This window comes from Chitinibacter sp. SCUT-21 (genome assembly GCA_041874755.1).
In the GTDB taxonomy this organism is placed as follows: Bacteria; Pseudomonadota; Gammaproteobacteria; order Burkholderiales; family Chitinibacteraceae; genus Chitinibacter.
In genome coordinates, this window is record CP102611.1 from 3,348,094 (window position 1) to 3,369,964 (window position 21,871).

Here is a 21,871-nt window from a genome sequence, read left to right on the forward strand (position 1 = left end):
ATTGCTATGTGACCCTGCTAGTAATATACCCTTACTTTTTATTTTCCGGCGTGAGTAGCGTGGGTTTAGAGTTGGTGTCGATGCCGGGGTAATCGCGGCTGTAATGTAGGCCGCGACTTTCTTTGCGCTCCATTGCACAACGCACGATTAACTCGGCAGTAATCACCAGATTGCGTAACTCCAGCAAATCGTTTGATACGCGGAAATTGCGATAAAACTCGTGAATTTCGCTTTTCAGTAAGTCAATGCGGTGCAGCGCTCTTTCAAGGCGTTTATTGGTGCGCACGATGCCGACGTAGTCCCACATAAAGCGGCGCAGCTCATCCCAATTGTGTGAAATCACCACTTCTTCATCCGGGTCGGTGACACGGCTTTCGTCCCATTCGGCGACTTCGGGCAGTGGCTGAGCTTGCTGCGCCAAAATATCACTCGCGGCCGCTTTGCCCAGTACCATACATTCGAGCAGTGAGTTCGAGGCTAAGCGATTTGCGCCATGCAAGCCGGTGCAAGCAACTTCACCAACAGCGTACAGATTGGCCAGATCAGTTCGGCCATCTAGATCGGTTACTAGGCCGCCGCAGGTGTAATGCGCAGCTGGCACAACAGGAATCGGCTCTTTGGTGATGTCGATGCCAAGTTCTAGACAACGTTGGTAAATATTCGGGAAGTGCTCTTTGACAAAAGCGGCGGGTTTGTATGAAATATCCAGATACACGCAGTCGTAACCGCCGCGCTTCATTTCAAAGTCGATCGCGCGCGCGACGACGTCGCGCGGCGCTAATTCGGCGCGCTCATCATGGTTGGGCATAAAACGCGTACCGTCGGGGAGGCGCAAAATGCCACCTTCACCACGCACCGCTTCAGTAATCAAAAATGATTTGGCGTGTGGGTGATACAGGCAAGTGGGGTGGAACTGGATGAATTCCATATTCGATACGCGACAACCTGCGCGCCAGCCCATCGCAATCCCATCGCCGGTCGCAACGTCTGGATTGGTCGTGTACAAATAGACTTTGCCCGCGCCGCCCGTGGCCAGCACAGTAAATGGCGCCAGTATCGTTTCGACTCGATCGTTGATTTTGTCGTAGACGTAGGCCCCGACGCAACGGGAGGCCTCGTTAGCGGCTTTCTCGGTGATTAAATCAACGGCGATATGTTCTTCCAGCAAGGTGATATTTGGGTGGGCAGCAACTTTAATCGCTAGTGTGTCAATGACGGCCGCACCCGTGGCGTCCGCTGCGTGAATAATGCGGCGATGGCTATGGCCGCCTTCGCGCGTCAAATGGTAGCCCTGATAGCTGGTGTCGCCCGTTTCATCTTTGGTAAACGGCACGCCCATTTCAATCAGCCAATCGATCGCGTCTTTTGAATTTTCGATGATGTAGCGCGTGGCGTCTGCGTCGCATAGGCCCGCACCGGCGACGAAAGTGTCTTTGATGTGGAGTTCAATGCTGTCGGAATCGTCGAGTACCGCTGCAATGCCGCCTTGCGCCCAGCCGCTGCCACCGTCGCGTAATGCGCGCTTGGTGATCAGACCTACTTTTAATTTTTCTGCCAACTGTAAAGCGATGGTCATGCCACCGAGCCCACTTCCTAAAATCAGAACATCAAACTTGCGCATGCGGTTTAGTCCTATAGTCCCTGCGTGATTCTTTAGCTAAGCTGTAATACTATCAGAGCTAGCTCGCCAATGTTGCGACTCAATACGCTGCTGGGTGCTTGTAATTTTGCGACTCGCCCAAATAATGATGAACATCACTGGCAATATAAAACGATAGGAATACGAGTTTGACACAGGTCACCGACCGCGATTTAGATCAGGAGTTAGTGCGACGCGCCCAAGCAGGCGATCAACGTGCGTTCGAAATGCTGGTGATTAAATACCAGCGGCGAATTGCGCGCTTGTTGTCGCGAATGATTCGGGATCCCGCAGAGTTAGAAGACGTCAGCCAAGAGGCCTTTATCAAGGCTTATCGGGCTTTACCGTCTTTTCGCGGTGAAAGTGCGTTTTATACTTGGCTCTATCGTATTGCGATCAATACCGCTAAGAATCATTTGTCATCCCTTGGTCGTCGCCCGATGATGGCGGCTGAATATGAAGACGAAGATGGTGAAACACTTGATGCGGTAGCGCAAGTTCCCGATTTTCATACGCCCGAAACTGAACTATCCAATCGGCAAATTGTCTCTACAGTGAATGAGGCTGTCGATGCGCTACCCGCTGATCTTCGTGAAGCGATCACTTTGCGTGAAATGGATGGCCTTAGTTACGAAGACATCGCGCTGGCGATGGATTGCCCAATCGGTACTGTACGAAGCCGTATTTTTCGGGCGCGCGAAGCGATTGCGAATCGCCTAAGACCCCTGTTGTCCGAGGTAGGGAAGGATAAACGATGGTGAGGGCGATAGCGAAATCGAGTGAGGATACCAAGATGAACGAAAAACTATCAGCTCTGATGGATGGTGAGTTGCCTAATGAGCAATGGGATGAAGTGCTCGACGCGCTTAAGCAAGATGTGAAATTACAAGCGCAGTGGCAAGAATGGCACGCCACCAAGGATGCAATGCAGGGTTTAACCCCGCTCTCAAATGATTTTATGACGAAATTTTCTGCGCGACTCGCCGCCGAGCCGCGTGTTATTGCGCCAAATCGCCTGCAAAAACCTAAACGCTGGTGGGTGCCATTATCTGCCGCCGCATCAGTGGCCTTCGTTGGATTGGCTGTGTGGCAATTTAATTTGCCTTCTTCGACTCCGCACCAACAACTGGCCAGTGCTGATGTGTCAAATGTTCAGCACGTTCAGGTGGATGCGGCAGAAGTGCGTGCCTATCTGGCGGCCCACCGTTCTGGTTTGGCCAATCCAATGGGTGAAGATCATTTGGCACAGGTTTCATTTGAAGTTGGAGAACAGCGCTAGATGTTGATCGCTCGTTGGAAATCCCGATTCGTTTTGCTGGCTGTTTTGGCTAATTGCGTGATGAGTGTGGCCGTTGCCGCGGAAACGCTGAGCAAAGATGCAGCCTTAAAGTTGCTCGAGCGCGCAGCCAATGCGGCTAAAAGTGCCACGTATGCGGGAACCTACGTTTATCAATATGGCGATGAAGTTTCAACTTATCGCATGATTCACGTGCTGGACGGGGTAACCGACGCTGAGCGTCGAGAAACGCTGGACGGCCCCCCACGTGAATACTATCGTCATGGCACGCAAGTAAGTATTTATCCTGCAGAGCAAAATTCTGGTGCTCTCGATCGGCGTTATACAGCGAAATTATTTCCGCGCCAGTTGCCGGATCAACTCGATAAATTGCTCGTGGCCTATCAAGTGCAATTGCTTGGCCATGAGCGTGTAGCGGGTAGGGAATCGACGGTGTATCAGTTGGAGCCGAATGATCAGTATCGTTACCCGCATCGCTTTTGGGTTGACGATCATTCTGGCTTGCTACTCAAATGGGTCGTGTTGGGTATGCGCAAAGAGGCTACGCAGCTATTCTCGTTCACGAATATACAGCTGGGGAGTAGTGTTGATCGTAAATGGCTAAAGCCTACTCGCCAGTTGCAATCAGTAGTCATTGATAATAGTACTGGTATTGCGGCAGTGACGCAGGAAGCTGGTTGGGATATTAAGTCACCGCCCCTGGGTTTTCGCTTACTTAAACAAACGCGCAAAACCTTGCCGGGCAAAAGTCGCACTGTCATTCATCATCTGTACAGCGATGGCGCGGCGACCGTATCGATCTTTATTGAATCGTTTCATCAACGCATTCCATTGGGTTTGGCTCATCAAGGCGCAACTCACTTATACGCGCGACAAAGTGGCGGTTATCTAGTCACTGCTCTGGGCGAAGTCCCTGCTGCAACGGTTGAGGCATTTGCGAACGTGTACAATGCACGCTAAGTCTGTCCATTGAGCTGTAGCCATGATTGAAACTCAAGCGCAAGTTGTAAAAGCAGAGGGCGATTACGCCTGGGTAAAAATTCGCCCTCATACCCCTTGCGGAAGTTGCGACCCCGAAAAAGGATGTAAATCAGTTGCCATCACGCGTATGTTTGGCAATGCGCAGGAAAGTTATCGCGTTAGTAATCCTGTGCATGCGCAGGCCAATGATCTAGTAACCATCGGTGTTGCCGAGCGCGCCTTGCTCTCGACGGCCCTGTGGGCCTATGGCTTACCCATGCTGTTATTGCTCTTGGGCGCGATGATTGGTCATTTTGTGACTGCCAAGAGTGAATTAGCCACTTTAAGTGGCGCAGTCATTGGGTTTATCCTTGGTTTTTTTGTGCTGCGGTTGTTACCTAAAACGCCAATGCAACCTGCTGAGCCTGCAATTGTGGCAAAGCATCCAACTGGACAGGTGCTGAAAACCTGTGAACTAAAACGTACTCACTGACCCAGAGGAAGGGACTATGTTGAATCGATTTATGCTCACGACCTTACTGATTAGCGGTAGTTTGACGGCGGTTGCCGCGACAGCCGCGTTGCCCGATTTTACGGCCGTGGTCGAAAAGGAAGGCAAAGCAGTTGTAAATATTTCTACTACGGCATCAGTCCGTGAGGATGCAGCGGGGGCTCAAGGCATCGATCCGGAAACATTGGAATTGTTACGTCGCTTTGGTTTTCCAATGCCACCCGGAGCGCGTGGTGGTCAACCGCGTCAACATCAGGCGCAATCGCTGGGATCCGGTTTTATTATTGATAGCAATGGCTACATCTTAACCAATGCCCATGTCGTGGCGCAGGCTGATGAAATTACGGTCAAAATGGTAGATAAACGTAGCTTTAAAGCTAAGGTGGTCGGTGCTGATGCCCGTACTGATGTGGCTTTGCTTAAAATTGAAGGCACAAATCTTCCCAAGGTTGACTTGGGGGATGCTAATAAATTGAAGCAGGGTGAGTGGGTGTTGGCGATTGGCCAGCCTTTTGGCCTAGATAACACCGTGACTGCTGGGATTGTATCCGCTAAAGGCCGTAGCTTGCCCGATGAAAATTTTGTGCCCTTTATCCAAACAGATGTGGCGATTAATCCAGGCAATTCAGGTGGCCCACTGTTTAATATGAATGGCGAAGTCGTGGGAATTAACTCGCAAATCTATAGCCGTTCCGGTGGCTATATGGGTCTGTCATTCTCGATTCCGATCGATGTTGCGATGAAGGTGGCGGATGAGCTCAAAGCCAATGGTAAAGTGACGCGTGGCCGTATCGGGGTGTCGATTCAAGACGTGAACGAAGACTTGGCGAAGAGTTTTGGCTTGTCTAAAGCGAGTGGCGCATTGCTCAGCTCAGTAGAAAAAGACGGCCCCGCCGAAAAAGCGGGTTTGAAAGCCGGCGATATCTTGCTGAAGTTTAACGGCCAAACGATTGCGAATGCAGGTGAATTGCCGCGCGTAGTGAGTGCAGCTAAGCCCGGATCAAAAGCAACAGTGCAAGTTTGGCGCGATAAAGCGGCGCGCGACTTTCAGTTGACAGTGGGTCAATTGGAGGAAAGCGATAAAAACTCTCAAGCCCGTGAATATAAAGGCAATAGTGACGATGCCGGTAAATTTGGTCTGGCAATTCAGGAGCTAAATCCAAGGCAGCTAAAGCAGTTGGGAATTAGTTTTGGTTTGTTAGTGCGTAATACCAGTGGTGAAGCAGCTAAAGCAGGTTTACAGGCTGGGGATGTCATTGTCGGCTTGGGTGGACAAGATTTGACGAGTGCTGCGCAGCTGAAAAAAGCCTTGAGCGAGCTTAAACCCAACGGATCTTTGCCTTTGCGAGTTTTGCGAAATGGTAACCCTGCTTTTGTGGTGATCAAGGCGCCGGCTAAATGATCAAACTAAAGTTGTTTGGCCGCGAATATTGCAGCTTGTGCCATGTGATGAAGGATCAATTGCTGGTGCAAGCGGCGGGACGCTTTGAATTTGAGTGGATTGATATTGAAGATATTGATGCGCTTGAAGCTTTGTACGGTGAATTGGTGCCGGTGTTAACCGATGAGAAGGGGCAGGAAATCTGCCACTATCATTTGGATCAAGCGGCACTGGATGCTAGGCTGGCCGTTTTAGGCTAAAATCGCGGATTAACGCACAACCGGGCACGCGTGGCGTGCCCGTTTTATTTTCTTGCCCTTACAAGATTTGGCTGGACACATGGATCATATTCGTAATTTCTCTATTATTGCCCACATCGACCACGGTAAAAGTACCTTGGCGGATCGGTTCATTCAGTTTTGTGGCGGCTTAGAAATGCGTGAAATGAGCGAGCAAGTGCTCGACTCAATGGATATTGAAAAAGAACGTGGCATTACGATTAAAGCGCAAACTGCCGCGCTGCATTACAAAGCGCGCGACGGCAAAGTTTATAACCTCAATCTGATTGATACCCCAGGACACGTTGACTTTAGCTATGAAGTCAGCCGCTCACTCGCAGCGTGTGAAGGTGCGTTGTTGGTCGTTGATGCTTCACAAGGGGTCGAAGCGCAAACCGTTGCTAACTGCTACACAGCGATTGAGCAGGGCGTGGAAGTTCGCCCAGTCTTGAACAAAATCGATTTGCCAGCGGCTGACCCAGATCGCGTGGCGCAAGAAATCGAAGACATTATCGGCATCGAGTCGATGGGCGCAGTGCATGCATCTGCCAAGTCGGGTATTGGCATCGAGGATATTCTGGAAGAGGTTGTTACGAAGATACCCCCTCCTAAAGGTAATCCAGCTGGACCTTTAAAAGCTTTAATCATTGATTCATGGTTTGATAACTATGTTGGCGTTATCATGCTGGTGCGCGTAGTGGATGGTGAGTTGCGCCCGAAAGACAAAGTGCTGTTTATGTCATCGAAAGCGCAGCATTTGTGCGAACAAGTCGGTGTCTTTACGCCCAAATCTGTGCAGCGTGATGTTCTGAAGGCGGGCGAAGTAGGTTTTGTGATTGCCGGTATTAAAGAATTGGCCAGTGCCAAAGTGGGAGACACGATTACCAACGCCAAAGAGCCTGCTGCTGAGCCTTTGCCTGGTTTTAAAGATGTGAAATCTCAAGTCTTTGCTGGCTTGTATCCAGTAGAAAGTCACGATTACGAAAAATTGCGCGATAGCTTGGAAAAGTTGCAACTAAATGATGCCTCGCTGCATTTCGAGCCTGAAGTGTCTTCGGCCTTGGGCTTTGGTTTCCGTTGTGGTTTCTTGGGGCTGTTGCACTTGGAGATCGTGCAAGAGCGCCTTGAGCGTGAGTTTGATATGGATTTGATCACTACGGCGCCGACCGTGGTGTACGAGTTGGTGATGCGCGGTGGTGAGGTGGTGCAGATCGAAAACCCATCCAAACTGCCTGATCCATCGAAATACGACGAAGTACGCGAGCCAATTATCACGGCGACAATTTTGGTGCCACAAGATTACGTCGGCCCAGTTATGACGCTATGCAATCAAAAACGTGGTGCGCAGGTCAATATGCAGTATATGGGTCGCCAAGTGATGTTGACCTACGATTTGCCGATGGCCGAAGTTGTGATGGACTTCTTTGATAAGCTCAAATCCGTATCGCGTGGTTATGCGTCGCTCGATTACGACTTTAAAGAATTCCGCGCGGGCGATTTGGTGAAGCTGGACGTATTGGTGAATGGCGAGCGCGTTGATGCTTTAAGTTTGATCGTTCACCGCAGCAATAGCGTGTATCGCGGTCGGGAATTGATTTCAAAAATGCGTGAATTAATTCCACGCCAAATGTTTGATATCGCAGTTCAGGCCGCGATCGGTAGCCAAATTATCGCGCGTGAAACAGTGAAAGCAATGCGTAAAGACGTGCTGGCGAAGTGTTACGGTGGTGACGTTTCACGTAAACGCAAACTGCTGGATAAGCAAAAAGCGGGTAAAAAACGCATGAAGCAAGTGGGGAATGTTGAAATCCCACAAGAAGCGTTCTTGGCTATCTTGCAAGTATCAGATAAATAAACTTTACCGAGATTAGGATAAACACATGAACTGGTTGTTGATCGGGGTAGTTTTATTGATTTTGGGTCCAGTGCTCATTGGCGCGGGCGCAAAGCACGAACGTAAAGGCAACGAGCCGCCTCAACTGGTTCAATACGGCTATTTGTCAGTCGTCGTTGGCGTTTTTATCTTGATGGTGCAATTCTTATCAATTAGCACGGCAATGTTGCTGTTTGTGCTGATCACTGGCGTGATTTGGTCGCTGGATAAGTTTGTATGGCAAAAAAAGCGCGGTCAAAATCCAGTGGCAGATTGGGTTGAATATGGTCGCGGTTTTTTTCCTGTGATCTTGATCGTATTTGTCCTACGTTCATTCTTGGTAGAACCGTTCCAGATTCCGTCATCATCAATGCGCCCCGGGCTGATTGTTGGTGATTTTATTCTCGTCAATAAATACGCCTTCGGTTTACGTATGCCGGTGACTAACCAAGTGGTAATTCCGGTCTCAAAGCCAGAACGTGGCAATGTGATGGTGTTTAACTACCCAGTTAATCCGCAAATTAACTATATTAAGCGCGTAGTGGCAGTGCCAGGTGATACAGTTGAATATCGTAACAAAAAGCTCACCGTAAACGGACAAGCGGTGACAACTGTGGCTGCGGGTGAACACGCTTATACTGAGCAAGGTGTTTATGAGGTACGGAATTTGCAGTTCACCGAGACGATGGGCTCACATAAGTTTAATACGCTCAATATGGCAGATACACCAACCCTAAGTCTTTCTGAAGTCGCTGACTTTCCTGGGCGAGAAAAATGCCGCTATGATGAAAGTGGATTTGTGTGTAAAGTGCCCGCCAATCAGTATTTCACGATGGGTGATAATCGTGACCACAGTGCCGATAGTCGCTATTGGGGGTTTGTGGATGATAAGTATGTGGTGGGTAAAGCATTTTTGATCTGGATGAACTTTAAACATCTAGACCGTATTGGTACGATGATTCAATAAGGAATCACATATTCATATTTAGTGGGGATGAGAAAATGAGAAAACAGCAAGGCTTATCTTTTTTTGGCTTTATCATCGTTGCAATGGCAGTTGCGATGGCTTTAATTACTGCCTTCAAAGTTGTACCGACATATATCGAGTATTTTAATATTAAGCAGGCTATCGCAACTGTTGTGAGTCAAAATTCAGGAGCTTCACCGGCTGTTATTCGCGATTCGTATTCAAAACATGCTCAAATTAGTGATATCGAAGCCGTGAATCCAGAAGACCTTTTGATTAATCAGGTCGGAGGAAGCACAATAGTGACAGCAAATTATGAAAAGGTAGTACCTTTGGTTGCAAACGTCAGCTTGTTGTTCCAGTTTGATGTCGAAAGTAGTTCTGCCGCTGCTAAAGATTGATTTTTTAGATTAAGGGTATATTTTGTCTGTTGTGCTTCCTGCCGAGCGCTTACAAAAAGCGCTCGGTTATGTTTTTTCTGAGCCTAAGCTTTTAAAGCAAGCTTTAACGCATCGATCTTCTTCATCGATCCATAACGAACGCCTTGAGTTTGTTGGGGACGGTATTCTTAATGCCTTGGTGGCGCGCAAGCTTTATCACTCATTTCCGCAATTTAGCGAGGGTGATTTGTCACGTTTGCGTGCGCACTTTGTTCGCCAGGACTCTTTGGCCGTGATTGCGACCGAATTGCAATTGGGGGATTACCTCTCTCTTGGCGAGGGGGAGTTAAAAAGTGGTGGGCATCGCCGCCCAAGCATCTTAGCGGATGCCTTGGAAGCTATCTTGGGTGCGATTTGGCTAGACGGTGGTTTTGACGCGGCGGCTAAGGTCGTTGAAAAACTATTTGATGCCCGCATCGCCGAAGTTAACCCAAGCGATGCAATGAAAGACGCAAAAACTTCATTGCAAGAATGGCTACAAGCGCGAAAACTAGCGTTGCCTCAATATGAGGTGTTACGCCAAATTGGTGAGTCGCCAGATCAAATTTTCGAAGTGTCGTGTACTTGCGTTGAATTGAAAGTCGCGACCAAAGCCGAAGGCACAAGTCGTCGCGCCGCCGAGCAAGAGGCCGCTGGACGCTTATTGCATCAACTTCGTTTGCAACACCCCGGCAAAAAGGTAGCCAAAAAATGACTGAAGAAATCCTAACTGCTGAAAATGAAAATGGCTATCGCTGCGGTTTTATTGCGATCGTAGGCCAGCCCAATGTGGGCAAGTCAACGATGATGAATCATTTAATCGGCCAAAAGCTCAGTATTACCTCGCGTAAAGCGCAAACGACGCGTCATCGTATTAATGGCGTATTAACTTCAGAAACCGCGCAATTTGTGTTTGTCGATACTCCGGGTTTTCAAACCAAATATCGCAATGCGCTCAATCAAGCGATGAATCGCAGTGTGACCACTACGCTGGCTGATGTTGATGCGATTCTATTTGTCGTCGAAGCGGGCCGCTTTGGCCCTGCGGATGAAGCTGTGCTGAAGTTGTTGCCACGTGATCGCCCTGTTATTTTGGTGATTAATAAAGTCGACCTGCTCGATAACGTTGCGATGATGCTGCCGTTTATTGAGAAAGTCTCTGGCCAATTTAACTTTGCCGCTATCGTACCGATTTCTGCTCAGCGCTCACAAAAACTCGATGTGCTGCTCGAGGCGGTTGAACTGCTATTGCCTGAATCAGTTCCGCTGTTTGACGCGGATCACCTCACCGATCGTAATGAACGCTTTTTGGCATCCGAAATTATTCGCGAAAAAATATTCCGAATGATGGGTGAAGAGTTACCGTATGTGATGGCGGTGGAAATTGAAAAATTCCAAGAAGAAACCCTGGCCAATGGCAAGGAATTACGCCGCATTTATGCCGCGATTATGGTTGAGCGCGAAAATCAAAAGGCTATTTTGATCGGTAAAAAAGGCGAAAAGCTTAAAAAAATCGCGACGGACGCCCGGGTCGACATGGAGACCTTGTTCGACGCTAAAGTCTTTCTGGAAGTCTTTGTCAAAGTGAAAAGCGGCTGGGCCGACGATACGCGTTTAATTCGTCAATTCGGTTACGAGTAAGATGGCTAAGGGTGCAGCAAAAAATCGGATTAATGATCATCCGGCCTTTGTGCTGCACCAATATGCCTATCGCGAAACGAGTCGACTTCTCGATGTGTTTACTCGGGATCATGGTAGGCAAACCATTTATGCTCGAGGTGTTCAGCGACCAGGTTCGCAAATTCGTAGTGTTTTACTCAGTTTTCAACCGCTCTTACTCTCATGGTTTGGCAGTGGTGAGGTTAAAACCTTGCACGCTGCGCACTGGCAACCTGGGCTGCCTCAACTTTCCGGGCTACCTTTGCTCTGCGCTTTTTATTTGAATGAGCTACTGCAAAACTTATTGCTAAAAGAAGAGCCACATCCCCGTTTGTTTGTGGCTTATTTCGATGCAATTCAAGCATTGGCCAAATCATCATCTGATGCAGTAGAGCCAATTCTTCGACTCTTTGAGAAAAAACTGTTAATAGAACTCGGTTTTGGGATCAGTTGGAATCAATTGTGCAATAGTTCGGAATTCATCCAACCCCATCTTTACTATCAATTTCAACCGCAACACGGATTTGTTCGCTCTGCGTCGCTGGATGCTTGTGCGGGTGAGTTGATTTTGCAATTCGCGCGTGATGATATGAGCAATGAAGCGCTTTGGCCTTGGGCGAAAATCTGGATGCGACAATCGTTGTCATTGATTTTGGGGGATAAAATTTTACATACACGTCAGCTGCTGTTGGATTTACAGCGTATCTAGGGTATATCGCAGTAATCCTTTCTATATTTTCAATATTACTCAATACATGGGGTGGGTATTTGGTGCCCACATCTTTATGATGATGTACTATCGATATGGATTGCTGGACTAAGCTAACGACTGCCATTCTCGATACATACTAACGAACAGCAATTGTATTGCTGCCGTTATTTTAATGTAAAAATGCTTAGGCTTTAGTTGGTTTTCGCTCTATCTTTAGAGTAGTCGCACATCGTGCCGCGACAAGGGGGCTCTATGATTAGCATTTCACACGAAGCGAACTACATTCATGTTGTGATCTTTGGGCAATTTACACTTCAAGATTACAAAGAATTCGAAGACAACGTACTATACGATATTGGCTTTCACGGCCCTGCTCGCTTGTTGTTTGACCTAAGCGAGATGACCTCTTATACACTTGATATGGCATGGGAGGAAATTCATTTTTCACAACAACATCAGCAAGACTTTGAAAAAATTGCGGTTGTGACTGATGATCAGTGGGTCGTATGGTCTGTTTGGATTAATCGTGCAATTTCAGATTCAAATGTCATGATTTTTGAATCGGTTAATGACGCATTAGCTTGGTTTGCCGAGGCACAAGATTTGTCCAACACTACATCTGCACAAAATTAGGCTGGATTAAGCATGCTGGATCGTATTTCTTCGTTATTCGTTAAAGACAAATCACCGTTGTCCAACGTCAAAGCAGCTACTCAATGGTGTAAAGGCTTGGACTTGGTCGACCCTGCAACACGCAGTGCCAAGGTGCACGGTATTGTGAATGACTTTGTTGCTGGCAATCAAACAATCACATTTGAAAGCCTACAAGCGTTAATGCTAATTGACGAGCATGTGCAAGAAGCATTTGATGCCGTGTGCTATCAGTATGTTTCAAATCCCCGCATGTCGAAGGAAATCGAACAAAAGCTGTGGAAAGATATCGTTACTTATGCATACGACATGGTCGATGCATATCAACGCTTTGTGCAAGCTGAATCCAATGAAGTTTTGCAAAAACAGTTTGAGCCATTAATGCCCGTGGTTTTGGCTCGCTGTTTGCGTTATTTATCAATTCAGGCCAAATGGCACTACTTTAGATTCGAACGTGTTCCGCCAAAAATTTGGACGAGTGCGCATCAGTTTTATCGCCTATCTGAAATAGGTGGCTTTGATAGTAATCCTTTTTCCTTGTACCCAAGTCACTCAACTGAAATCTCATCCTGTGCGGATGAGTATATTCAGATGTTGATGCTCAATACATTGTCCAATAATAATCTATCGGTTCGGCAAATTGATCTAGTCGATTTATGGTTAGAGAAATGGTCTAAGTTAGTGCAGATTTCGCGTAAATATGCCGAAGATCGCCATCATTTTTGCGTTAATTTGCAAGAGTCACAGGGTGCGCAAAAAATTAACCCTGAACTAATGGGTGAGCCTTATCGCTATTGGGGCTTAACAGAACTAGTAAATCAAGTGCAGGAAATCTTGGGGCGCTTGATGACCGGAGCAAATTTTGCCTCGCTAGACTTAGGCCCCGATGCACGTGGGCCTGCAGTGACCGAGTTGTTAAAGCATCTCGATGTCTTCTGGACTATGAGTATGCGCAACAGCCAAGTCAAGCGCAGTGAACGTACTAAGGTCACCAAAGCAGCGGACATTATCTACGGCCTGGATCGAATTTGTGGCTATATCAAAGAAGATAATGACAAATTTATGAAGTCGGGCCGAGAGGCAAGCGAGAAAATCGATTACGATGAAATCATGGACATGCGCCTGTATGGTTTTGTTTCTTCACGCACTAAGCAAAAAAGCGCGATTGCCAATAATCCCTATGTCGTGAATAAAAAGCAAAACGATTGGCAAACTTGGGCGATTGAAAATGAAAGCAACGGTGGCCTAGGGGCTGTACTGCGCTTTTCTGAAAATGAGTGGATTCGTCCTAATGTGTTGTTGGGCCTACGTTTGGGAAGTGCAGAAAACTGGCAAATTGGTGTTTTGCGACGAATTGCTCGTTTAAACGATGATGAAATCTCTGCAGGCATTCAGGTTCTCACCACGACTCCTGTGATGGTAGGAATGCATTCTGAACAGAATGATCGCATTGAGAACATGACGGTCACGGAGCTTGGCTTTACCGGTGGACTTGATCTCCCGAATGTAAAAACAGCGCTCTATGTGCCACATCAAATTGACGGTAAAAGCGTCAATACCTTGATTATGCATTCCGCTGATTATGGACTGGATAAGATTTATCAAATTCGCGCACGTGATAAACGCTTCTCGGTTAGTCTGGGCTTAGTGTTAGAAAAAGGGGTTGATTGGATTTGGGTTGCCGTGAATGTATTACGGCAAGAAAATTGATCTATGCGTTACAAGGGGCTAGGTAGCCCCTTATTTATTTGACAGCATCATGTATCGATTTTTATCTTCCCATCGACGATTTGAATAATTTTATCTGCAACGCTGGCAAATTGTGCGTCATGAGTAACGGAAATAATTGTTTTTCCGAGCGAATGGCTTAAGTCTTTCAAAATATCCCTCACATTAGCAGCAGAGGCCGAGTCCAAATTACCCGTGGGTTCATCCGCAAGAATAATTTTGGGATCATTGGCCAAAGCCCTGGCTATCGCAACGCGTTGGCGTTGGCCACCAGAGAGTTGATGGGGAAATTTCTTTTGCTGATCTGCTAAACCTAACTGTGTTAGCAAACTGCACGCCCGTTCTAGAATCGCCTCGTGTTCCAGTTCGCCTAGTTTTCTCATCGGCAAAGCAACATTATCAATTGCGCTAAATTCACTGAGCAAAAAGTGAAATTGAAACACATAGCCAAGATTTTTTAAGCGAAACTGCGCCAGCTCGACATCGCTAAGTTGCGCAGTGTGCTGCCCAGCCAGCCAAATTTGGCCTGCGGTAGGTAAATCGAGCAAGCCAAGAAGATAAAGTAATGATGACTTTCCCGATCCCGATGGCCCCATAATACAAACAAATTGGCCAAGTTCAATTGCAAGTGACACATCATCCACGAGCTGAATAGTGATTTCACCCTCGATACTGCGGGATAAATGCTCTGTGCGTAAGATATATTGCTGCTGTTGAATCTCCCCCGCGGCCATTATGTTGCCCCACGTAAAGTCTGAACTGGCATGAGCCGACTGGCGCGACGTGCAGGTAAATAGGATGCCAATAAACTAGTGAATAAGGCAAAGAGGGTGGCGAGAAAGAATTGCTCGTGCCCCCACCAAATGGGTAAATGGCTAGTTTGTGTAGCGCCTGGTGGTTTTATTTCAACCAAACTTAGTCCCTGCATTAAACCAGCGCCAATGAGTAGTCCAGCTAAACTACCAATCAGGCCAATAATCAAACCTTGTAATAGGAAAATTGTTAAAACATCTTGAGCCTGAAACCCCATCGACTTCAATATGGCAATATCCCGCGTTTTCTCGATGACAAAGGTTGATATCGTGTTGTAGATGCCAAATGATGCGACGATTAAAATAGCCCCAACCACACTAAACATGATTAAGTTGCGAATCAGTAGTAGGCTCAATATATCTTCTGATGCTTCAAGCCAAGAGATGGCTTTGTAACCCAATTGTTTTTCTAGTTGATGTGCTAATTCTCTGGCTTGATAGGGGTCGTCCAACTGCAATATCAGGCGATTTATTCGCTGTGGCCGTTCAAGTAAAGCTTGAGCTTGCTTTAATAAGACAAAAGTTTGGCTTTCATCATAATTCGCGTTGCCTGAACGAAATATACCCACGATGTGCAGCGTTTTATTGCCTGCTGCTCCCGCAGTAATGCTTACGGTGCTCCCTAGTTGTAATTGAAATTTCTGAGCTAAGCTTGCCCCAATAATGATGCCGGCTGTCTCTCCATCTAGCGCATCGAGTTGTCCTGCAATAAATTGATCATCCAGAAAAGAAACTTCTTGCATCATGCTGGGCGCAATGCCTGAGATGGCAATGCTTTGCTGACGACCAGCAAATTGCAAGACAGCTGAGCCCACTAATACGGGAGCGACTTTGACCCCTGGGAAGTGTTTTAAATATGCCAATTTAGCCTGATAGTTTCGTATCCCTCGTGTTTCAATGCTCGGTTTAATATGCCGAATAGCGATCGCAGCATCAGGCCAGCGTAGTTGTGCCGCTTGAGGTGCCGCAGTGCGATGCTCATCTGAGATGGTGATATGCGGGCTGTTATCAATTAAGCGTTTAATAAAGTCTTTTTCTGATCCTTGCATTAGCGCTGAAACTGCCAAAAAAAACGCCACGCCTAATACAACCCCGCCTAAAGAAACTAGAGTTGCTCGCAATCGGCTGTGCAAATAGGTGATGGCAATCGATAGCAATAATTGCATTAGGGTTGACTCTTTCTAATGGGGAGTAAGTGATTTTTTACCGCCAATCGTCGTCCTTCACGGATGCCCTTGGGAATTGGCCAAATGATTTGTTCCTGTGCAGTTAGCCCTGTCAAAATCTCACTTTTTGTGCTGCCCTTTATGCCAAAATGAATTCGCCGAAATACGGCACGTCCATTCACATGCAGCCAAACACCTTCATCCTGTATCATTTCGTTGGCAAGCAATAAAGCGCGCTCTTTTTGCTGCACAATTAGATTGGCTTCTATGGTCATGCCGACCCGCAATGCTTGATGATTCTTGACCGCAATCCGAACCCGATAGCTACGCGCAATTGGATCTCCTTTCGGTGTAATCGATTCCACATGCCCAGCTAGTACTTTCTGGCCAAGGGCAGGGGCCTGTAAAACGACGGTTTGTCCCACCCTGACTTGCTCAATATCTTCTTCATCAACTTCGGCACTCACCCGCAATGGCGCACAGCAGGACATGGACATTAACACTTGGCCCGCATTCACAAATTGGCCTACCTCTACATCGCGGCGCAGAATCAAACCGTCAGCCGGTGCTAGGATCGTGGTATAAGACTGTAAAGCCCTTGCTCGCCGCAGTGCGGCCTGCGTTGCATTCGCTTCAGCGGTGACACGATCAAGCTCTGCGCCAGAATAAAATCCTTGGGCAACCAAAGATGCCGTCCGTGCGCGCTGTTGTTGCGCATATTGGGCGCGGGCATTTTGTTCATCGACAGTTCTGGCCAGATCATTCGCCGACAGTTGCGCCAAAATTTGCCCCTTTCGAATCTGTTGGCCTTCTTGTACAGGGAGCGCAGTGAGGTAGCCAGCAATTCTTGGTGCAATAGGTAGCAGTACACTTGGTTCAACTTGACCTGTGGCATAAATGGCCTCGATCGCCAAGCCCGGTTGGGCGTGCAGGATGTTGACTTCAAGGGGTCCGTAGCGATACCAGGCACCATAGCCGAGAAGAAGGGCGGTGACTAAAACCAAAAAAGCGGATTTAAAACGCATGTGGCACTCGTCAATGAAGCAGCAACGCGTTTGCTGTACTTTCATTGTGGCCGATATTTCCTCGTAGACTAGCTTTTTCTTGCCTCTGAACTAATCAAGCTGGATAGGCATAATTAAAATCGAGTAAAAAATCTGATAGTTGTTGCCATGCGGTTACATTTACATACGGGGTATTTGCTAGGATCTTAAATTGGAAGCAGTTTTTTGGAGTATGCCCCATCTGGGTATTGAGCAATGCGCAGATTTGCATGCGGCCAGCGTCACGTGCTTGAGGCACTGAGCACGCTAGGGTATCAACGCTGTACCACGCGCAGGGTTCTGTAAGTGAGTATTCGCTGTGGCAAAAAATGACTAAGTGCCGGCCATCCAATTGTGTTGTCCGCATCATTTGAAGCGATGCCACCCTTTGCACTTCTAGATACGCCTGCCAGCCATGCTGGCAAGTCCATCTGCCTAGAGTCAAAGCCAATGCATCACTGCTTGCGAATGGCGAGCAGGGCTTGGTATGAAAACTAATAAACAATATAGGCGCGGTCATGTAGGCAAACCCGCTGGGTAGGGGTTAAGGTAAGTTTCACTATGCAATCTATGCGGGGCATAGCGAGTGGCAAGAGCTTGAACGTATTATTTCGCCGATATGCGGTCCGAGACATGTGATAAAAGCTGGCGTTGATTAAGCGGGGCCGCTGTGAGGCGATCGGCGAGAAGTTGTTGTAGTGATGAAAATTTATCCATATACAGCTTGGAGGTATCCGCGCTAACTTTTAAAGTTGGTGACAGGCTTTCTTGGTGATGGAGAAAAGATGCTGAGCTTGCTAAAAAAAATGTTGTTACAGCCAGCCCTCGCATTGTTCTTACTGATTGTTTTGGGGGCGACGATGGGGTCGGTGCGCGCAGCCAAAATTGCACTTGATGTGGGCCATAATTTAATCGCATCAGGTACAACCAGTGCGTATGGCGAAACGGAATTTAGTTATAACCTGGCCATTGTTCAGCGCGTCGCCGAGCGTTTGCGAGGAGCAGGGCATAGTGTCACTGTGATCGGCGCAGATGGGCAAATGCTGGAGCTTAAGCCGCGAGCTGAATTAGCTCAAGGTCATGATTTGTTTATTTCATTTCATCATGACTCAATGCATGAAGCCTATCTCGACGATTGGCTTTGGCAAGGGCAACGTTATAAAATGAGCCGCCGTTTTGCGGGGTATTCCTTGTTTGTCTTCAATGCGGACCCACAATATGCCAACACCACCACTGCTATGTCACCGAGCAACGTATTAGCTGGACATGGCCACCATCTGCAAACCAGCATGGCGTGCGCGGAGCGTTTGGCCGATGAACTACAAAGCTTAGGCATGAGGCCGACTTTACATCATGCCAATGGGGTGGCTGGTAGTTATCGTCCTTTATTGGATGAAGCACGGGGAATCTATCAGGCTAATTTCGCCGTCTTGCGCCATAACAGTGTTCCTGCCATTTTGTTTGAAGGCGGCGTGCTGCCTAATCCCGAGGAAGCATTGCTGCTCAAATCACCAGCTCATCAAGCTAAAGTAGCGACTGCAGTGTTAAATAGCCTAGATTGTTTGGCCTTGCCCGCGTCAATAAATCCAGCGGCCCAACAATCAGCCACAAGCCGCAGAAAAAAATCAGCTGATGCGCAATAAGATGAAATATTTGCTCTATTTTTTGATGTTGCTGCCCATCTATTCACAGGCGGGCTCAAATCTGCTTTTGGTCAGCGACCCGTGGTGCCCAGTGGTTTGTAATGATGATCCCAAAAAACCAGGTTACTTTGTTGAGCTGGCCAAGGCGATTTTTGAGCCGGCAGGCTATTCCGTCAAGTATGACGTGGTGCCATTTGCGCGTGCGGAAGCGATGATGAATTCAGGTGAAGCCGCTGGCTTTTTGGGGGTGTTAAAACTCCCCAAACGTCAATCATGGGTATTTCCCGTCCATCCACAAGCCATTTCACGGGTCTGCTTTTATACCCAGCCAAGCTCAAATTGGCGATTTCACAATGAGGAATCATTACGAGGTATACGCCTCGGCACGATCCGCGGTTATAGCTATGGCAGTGAAATTGATGCGCTATTGCCTTTGAGTCAGGTGGATCCTGTGAATGGGGTTGGGGGCTTTCAGCGCAGTGTAGCCAAGCTGAATGCAGGGCGTGTTTCCACCTTGGTTGAATACGAGCTGGTTGCCCAGTATCAAATGTATCAAATGGGCTATGCCTTGCGCGAAGCGGGTTGTGCCCAGCGTAGTGACGCCCTGTATTTAGCATTTTCCCCGCGTCGGGTCGATGCCGCACAATTGGCCAAATTGCTGGATGAAGGGATTAAGAAAATGCGAAAAACTGGTGAGCTACAAAAAATCCTCAAACCTTATGGTTTGGTTGATTGGGTAGATAAAGGCAGGGTATTGCCTTAGAAGATAGATATGATGTAGCTTTTTGGCAAATACATGACGATGTATTTGCTGTTTTATAAATACCCTCATGAAAAAAGCCCGCTTAACAGCGGGCTTTTTGCTTAGGCGCGAACGCAATCGACAAAGTACTTGGTTTGACCATCCACTTTCTCGGCCACCAGGCCGTGGGTGTAAGTCTCAAAGCCCGGGAATTTGCCATTGAACGCACGGACAAATTTCAGGTAGTCAACGATGGTTTTGTTAAACACTTCACCCGGTACCAACAGTGGAATGCCTGGCGGATAGGGCGTTAACATCACCGCGGTGATGCGGCCTTCCAGCGCATCGAGCGGCACGCGCTCGATCTCTTTGTGCGCCATTTTGGCGAATGCTTTCGATGGTTTCATCGCTGGCACCAGATCCGACAAGTACATTTCGGTCGTTAATTTAGCGACGTTGTTCTCGCGGTAAATGCCGTGAATTTGCTGACACAAATCGCGCAGGCCGATGCGTTCGTACTGCGGGAATTGCGCTACAAATTCGGGCAATACGCGCCACAGTGGGGCATTTTTGTCGTAGTCGTCTTTAAATTGCTGCAACGCCGTCACCATCGTGTTCCAGCGGCCTTTGGTAATGCCGATCGTGAACATAATGAAGAAGGAGTATAGGCCGGTTTTCTCAATCACGACGCCGTGTTCAGCCAGATACTTCGCGACAATCGCGGCTGGGATACCTTGGTCGGTAAAGTCGCCATCCACGTTTAGACCTGGCGTTAAAATCGTCGCCTTGATCGGGTCGAGCAAGTTAAAGCCTTCGGCGATGTCACCAAAGCCGTGCCAGTTTTCACCGGCTTTGAGCATCCACGCATCACGGTGATCCAGACCTTCGTCGGTCAGATCATCTGGGCCCCAGACCTTGAACCACCAGTCGCTGCCGTATTCTTCGTCCACTTTGCGCATTGCGCGGCGGAATTCCAGCGCTTCGGCAAGCGATTCTTCCACCAGTGCAGTGCCGCCTGGTGCTTCCATCATCGCCGCCGCCACGTCGCATGACGCGATAATCGCGTACTGTGGGCTGGTTGAGGTGTGCATCAGGTAAGCTTCGTTGAAAATATCGCGGTCAAGCTTATTGTCGGTCGCGTCTTGCACCAAGATTTGTGATGCCTGCGAAATCCCCGCCAATAATTTATGCGTCGATTGCGTTGAAAAAATCATTGAATCTTTACAACGCGGGCGATCCTCGCCAATTGCGTGGTAGTCGCCATAGAAATCGTGGAACGCCGCGTGCGGCAACCACGCTTCGTCAAAGTGCAGCGTTTCGATTACGCCATCCAACAGGCCTTTGATCTCTTCGACGTTGTACAACACGCCATCGTAAGTCGATTGGGTAATCGTCAATACGCGCGGTTTGATGTCTGGATTTTCGGCCAGTTTTTCACGGCAGAATGGGTTGGCCAGCATTTTCTGGCGGATCGACTCTGGCTCGAACTCGCTGCGAGGGATTGGGCCGATAATGCCGTAATGATTGCGCGTTGGCATCAAGAAAATCGGCACCGCGCCGGTCATCATGATCGCGTGTAGAATCGATTTGTGGCAGTTACGGTCAACGACGACAATATCGCCCGGCGCCACGGTTGAGTTCCAGACGATTTTGTTCGACGTTGATGTGCCGTTGGTTACGAAATACAAATGGTCGGCGTTAAAAATACGCGCCGCATTGCGCTCAGACGCCGCAACTGGGCCAGTGTGATCGAGCAGCTGGCCGAGTTCTTCTACTGCATTACATACGTCGGCGCGCAGCATGTTTTCGCCAAAAAATTGGTGAAACATCTGGCCGACGGGTGATTTCAAGAACGCCACGCCGCCCGAGTGACCCGGGCAGTGCCATGAATACGAGCCGTCTTGCGCGTAATTAGTCAGCGCGCGGAAGAACGGTGGCGCCAGGCTATCGAGGTAAGACTTGGCTTCGCGGATAATGTGGCGCGCCACGAATTCGGGGGTATCTTCGTGCATGTGAATAAAGCCGTGCAGCTCACGCAATACATCATTGGGTATATGGCGAGCGGTGCGCGTTTCACCGTACAAGTAGATCGGAATATCGGGGTTGCGACGGCGAATTTCGGCGACAAAGGTGCGTAAATGTTCAAGCGCGTTTTGCGTTTCTTCTGCAGAGCCGCCACCAAATTCTTCGTCGTCAATCGACAAGATAAAACCACAAGCGCGGCTTTGTTGTTGGGCAAACGAGGTTAAATCACCATAGCTGGTATAACCCACCACATCCGTACCCTCGGCCTCAATGGCCGCCGCCAATTCACGGATACCGGAACCGCTGGTATTTTCCGAGCGGAAGTCTTCGTCAATAATGACGAGGGGGAAGTAAAAGCGCATGGT

21 protein-coding genes are annotated in these 21,871 nt (G+C 48.2%); 16 read left to right on the forward strand and 5 right to left on the reverse strand.

Features of this window, described 5'->3' with window-relative positions; all coding sequences use genetic code 11:
* Nucleotides 1–31: 31 nt before the first annotated feature.
* Complete coding sequence (gene nadB / locus NT239_15650) at nt 32–1,621, reverse strand: L-aspartate oxidase (protein XGA71170.1); 1,590 nt, start codon at nt 1,619–1,621, stop codon at nt 32–34.
* Between the two features lie 167 nt (nt 1,622–1,788).
* On the opposite strand from nadB, the gene rpoE reads away from it, so the two are divergent.
* From rpoE to NT239_15720, 14 genes are all read left to right on the forward strand, one after another.
* Nucleotides 1,789–2,400, forward strand: coding sequence for an RNA polymerase sigma factor RpoE (rpoE, locus tag NT239_15655; GenBank protein ID XGA71171.1), 612 nt, complete (start codon nt 1,789–1,791; stop codon nt 2,398–2,400).
* 32 nt (nt 2,401–2,432) lie between these two features.
* A complete protein-coding gene (locus tag NT239_15660) occupies nt 2,433–2,918 on the forward strand; it encodes an RseA family anti-sigma factor (GenBank protein ID XGA71172.1) in 486 nt (161 codons plus the stop codon).
* Complete coding sequence (locus NT239_15665) at nt 2,919–3,896, forward strand: MucB/RseB C-terminal domain-containing protein (protein ID XGA71173.1); 978 nt, start codon at nt 2,919–2,921, stop codon at nt 3,894–3,896.
* Between the two features lie 22 nt (nt 3,897–3,918).
* Nucleotides 3,919–4,389: a SoxR reducing system RseC family protein gene (locus tag NT239_15670; protein ID XGA71174.1), complete on the forward strand. Its 471-nt coding sequence runs from the start codon at nt 3,919–3,921 to the stop codon at nt 4,387–4,389.
* Nucleotides 4,390–4,405: 16 nt separating this feature from the next.
* Nucleotides 4,406–5,809 carry a DegQ family serine endoprotease gene (locus NT239_15675; protein ID XGA71175.1) on the forward strand — a complete coding sequence of 468 codons (1,404 nt, stop codon included), beginning with the start codon at nt 4,406–4,408 and terminating at the stop codon, nt 5,807–5,809.
* Nucleotides 5,809–6,048 (forward strand): glutaredoxin family protein, encoded by a 240-nt coding sequence (locus NT239_15680; GenBank protein XGA72822.1) that lies wholly within the window; start codon nt 5,809–5,811, stop codon nt 6,046–6,048. Before NT239_15675 ends, NT239_15680 begins: the two co-directional genes overlap by 1 nt.
* Nucleotides 6,049–6,127: 79 nt before the next feature.
* Complete coding sequence (gene lepA / locus NT239_15685; GenBank protein ID XGA71176.1) at nt 6,128–7,921, forward strand: translation elongation factor 4; 1,794 nt, start codon at nt 6,128–6,130, stop codon at nt 7,919–7,921.
* A gap of 25 nt (nt 7,922–7,946) precedes the next feature.
* A complete protein-coding gene (lepB, locus tag NT239_15690) occupies nt 7,947–8,906 on the forward strand; it encodes a signal peptidase I (protein ID XGA71177.1) in 960 nt (319 codons plus the stop codon).
* 35 nt (nt 8,907–8,941) lie between these two features.
* A complete protein-coding gene (locus tag NT239_15695) occupies nt 8,942–9,307 on the forward strand; it encodes a DUF4845 domain-containing protein (GenBank protein XGA71178.1) in 366 nt (121 codons plus the stop codon).
* A gap of 22 nt (nt 9,308–9,329) precedes the next feature.
* Nucleotides 9,330–10,040 (forward strand): ribonuclease III, encoded by a 711-nt coding sequence (rnc, locus tag NT239_15700; GenBank protein ID XGA71179.1) that lies wholly within the window; start codon nt 9,330–9,332, stop codon nt 10,038–10,040.
* Nucleotides 10,037–10,966 carry a GTPase Era gene (gene era, locus NT239_15705; GenBank protein XGA71180.1) on the forward strand — a complete coding sequence of 310 codons (930 nt, stop codon included), beginning with the start codon at nt 10,037–10,039 and terminating at the stop codon, nt 10,964–10,966. Before rnc ends, era begins: the two co-directional genes overlap by 4 nt.
* A 1-nt stretch (nt 10,967) precedes the next feature.
* Nucleotides 10,968–11,693 (forward strand): DNA repair protein RecO, encoded by a 726-nt coding sequence (recO, locus tag NT239_15710; protein XGA71181.1) that lies wholly within the window; start codon nt 10,968–10,970, stop codon nt 11,691–11,693.
* Nucleotides 11,694–11,948: 255 nt separating this feature from the next.
* Nucleotides 11,949–12,329 (forward strand): STAS/SEC14 domain-containing protein, encoded by a 381-nt coding sequence (locus NT239_15715; protein XGA71182.1) that lies wholly within the window; start codon nt 11,949–11,951, stop codon nt 12,327–12,329.
* 12 nt (nt 12,330–12,341) lie between these two features.
* The gene (locus NT239_15720) at nt 12,342–14,057 is read left to right on the forward strand and encodes a hypothetical protein (protein ID XGA71183.1); all 1,716 of its coding nucleotides are present in this window, start codon (nt 12,342–12,344) and stop codon (nt 14,055–14,057) included.
* 47 nt (nt 14,058–14,104) lie between these two features.
* Here the strand turns inward: NT239_15720 and NT239_15725 are convergent, their stop codons facing one another.
* Genes NT239_15725 through NT239_15735 form a run of 3 tightly spaced genes read right to left on the reverse strand, consistent with a single transcriptional unit; the run spans nt 14,105 to nt 17,123 of the window.
* The gene (locus NT239_15725) at nt 14,105–14,809 is read right to left on the reverse strand and encodes an ABC transporter ATP-binding protein (protein XGA71184.1); all 705 of its coding nucleotides are present in this window, start codon (nt 14,807–14,809) and stop codon (nt 14,105–14,107) included.
* Complete coding sequence (locus NT239_15730) at nt 14,809–16,053, reverse strand: ABC transporter permease (GenBank protein XGA71185.1); 1,245 nt, start codon at nt 16,051–16,053, stop codon at nt 14,809–14,811. The genes NT239_15725 and NT239_15730 overlap by 1 nt, the downstream gene beginning before the upstream one ends.
* Entirely contained in the window at nt 16,053–17,123 is a 1,071-nt protein-coding gene (locus tag NT239_15735) for an efflux RND transporter periplasmic adaptor subunit (GenBank protein ID XGA71186.1), read from the reverse strand. Before NT239_15735 ends, NT239_15730 begins: the two co-directional genes overlap by 1 nt.
* Before the next feature lie 758 nt (nt 17,124–17,881).
* Here NT239_15735 and NT239_15740 point away from each other — a divergent pair.
* Together NT239_15740 and NT239_15745 are read left to right on the forward strand one after the other, a co-directional pair.
* The gene (locus NT239_15740) at nt 17,882–18,739 is read left to right on the forward strand and encodes an N-acetylmuramoyl-L-alanine amidase (protein XGA71187.1); all 858 of its coding nucleotides are present in this window, start codon (nt 17,882–17,884) and stop codon (nt 18,737–18,739) included.
* Between the two features lies 1 nt (nt 18,740).
* Entirely contained in the window at nt 18,741–19,502 is a 762-nt protein-coding gene (locus tag NT239_15745; GenBank protein ID XGA71188.1) for a transporter substrate-binding domain-containing protein, read from the forward strand.
* A gap of 101 nt (nt 19,503–19,603) precedes the next feature.
* Here NT239_15745 and NT239_15750 read toward each other — a convergent pair whose 3' ends face one another.
* Nucleotides 19,604–21,868, reverse strand: a complete 2,265-nt coding sequence (locus NT239_15750; GenBank protein XGA71189.1) for an arginine/lysine/ornithine decarboxylase — start codon at nt 21,866–21,868, stop codon at nt 19,604–19,606.
* Nucleotides 21,869–21,871: the final 3 nt, after the last annotated feature.

Excerpts from the sequence above, each read along its gene's own strand:
- nadB (XGA71170.1), bottom strand. The coding sequence starts at position 1,621 with ATGCGCAAGTTTGATGTTCTGATTTTAGGAAGTGGGCTCGGTGGCATG.
- NT239_15660 (XGA71172.1), top strand. The coding sequence starts at position 2,433 with ATGAACGAAAAACTATCAGCTCTGATGGATGGTGAGTTGCCTAATGAG.
- NT239_15665 (XGA71173.1), top strand. The coding sequence starts at position 2,919 with ATGTTGATCGCTCGTTGGAAATCCCGATTCGTTTTGCTGGCTGTTTTG.
- NT239_15670 (XGA71174.1), top strand. The coding sequence starts at position 3,919 with ATGATTGAAACTCAAGCGCAAGTTGTAAAAGCAGAGGGCGATTACGCC.
- NT239_15675 (XGA71175.1), top strand. The coding sequence starts at position 4,406 with ATGTTGAATCGATTTATGCTCACGACCTTACTGATTAGCGGTAGTTTG.
- lepA (XGA71176.1), top strand. The coding sequence starts at position 6,128 with ATGGATCATATTCGTAATTTCTCTATTATTGCCCACATCGACCACGGT.
- lepB (XGA71177.1), top strand. The coding sequence starts at position 7,947 with ATGAACTGGTTGTTGATCGGGGTAGTTTTATTGATTTTGGGTCCAGTG.
- NT239_15695 (XGA71178.1), top strand. The coding sequence starts at position 8,942 with ATGAGAAAACAGCAAGGCTTATCTTTTTTTGGCTTTATCATCGTTGCA.
- era (XGA71180.1), top strand. The coding sequence starts at position 10,037 with ATGACTGAAGAAATCCTAACTGCTGAAAATGAAAATGGCTATCGCTGC.
- recO (XGA71181.1), top strand. The coding sequence starts at position 10,968 with ATGGCTAAGGGTGCAGCAAAAAATCGGATTAATGATCATCCGGCCTTT.
- NT239_15715 (XGA71182.1), top strand. The coding sequence starts at position 11,949 with ATGATTAGCATTTCACACGAAGCGAACTACATTCATGTTGTGATCTTT.
- NT239_15720 (XGA71183.1), top strand. The coding sequence starts at position 12,342 with ATGCTGGATCGTATTTCTTCGTTATTCGTTAAAGACAAATCACCGTTG.
- NT239_15725 (XGA71184.1), bottom strand. The coding sequence starts at position 14,809 with ATGGCCGCGGGGGAGATTCAACAGCAGCAATATATCTTACGCACAGAG.
- NT239_15730 (XGA71185.1), bottom strand. The coding sequence starts at position 16,053 with ATGCAATTATTGCTATCGATTGCCATCACCTATTTGCACAGCCGATTG.
- NT239_15735 (XGA71186.1), bottom strand. The coding sequence starts at position 17,123 with ATGAAAGTACAGCAAACGCGTTGCTGCTTCATTGACGAGTGCCACATG.
- NT239_15740 (XGA71187.1), top strand. The coding sequence starts at position 17,882 with ATGCTGAGCTTGCTAAAAAAAATGTTGTTACAGCCAGCCCTCGCATTG.
- NT239_15745 (XGA71188.1), top strand. The coding sequence starts at position 18,741 with ATGAAATATTTGCTCTATTTTTTGATGTTGCTGCCCATCTATTCACAG.
- NT239_15750 (XGA71189.1), bottom strand. The coding sequence starts at position 21,868 with ATGCGCTTTTACTTCCCCCTCGTCATTATTGACGAAGACTTCCGCTCG.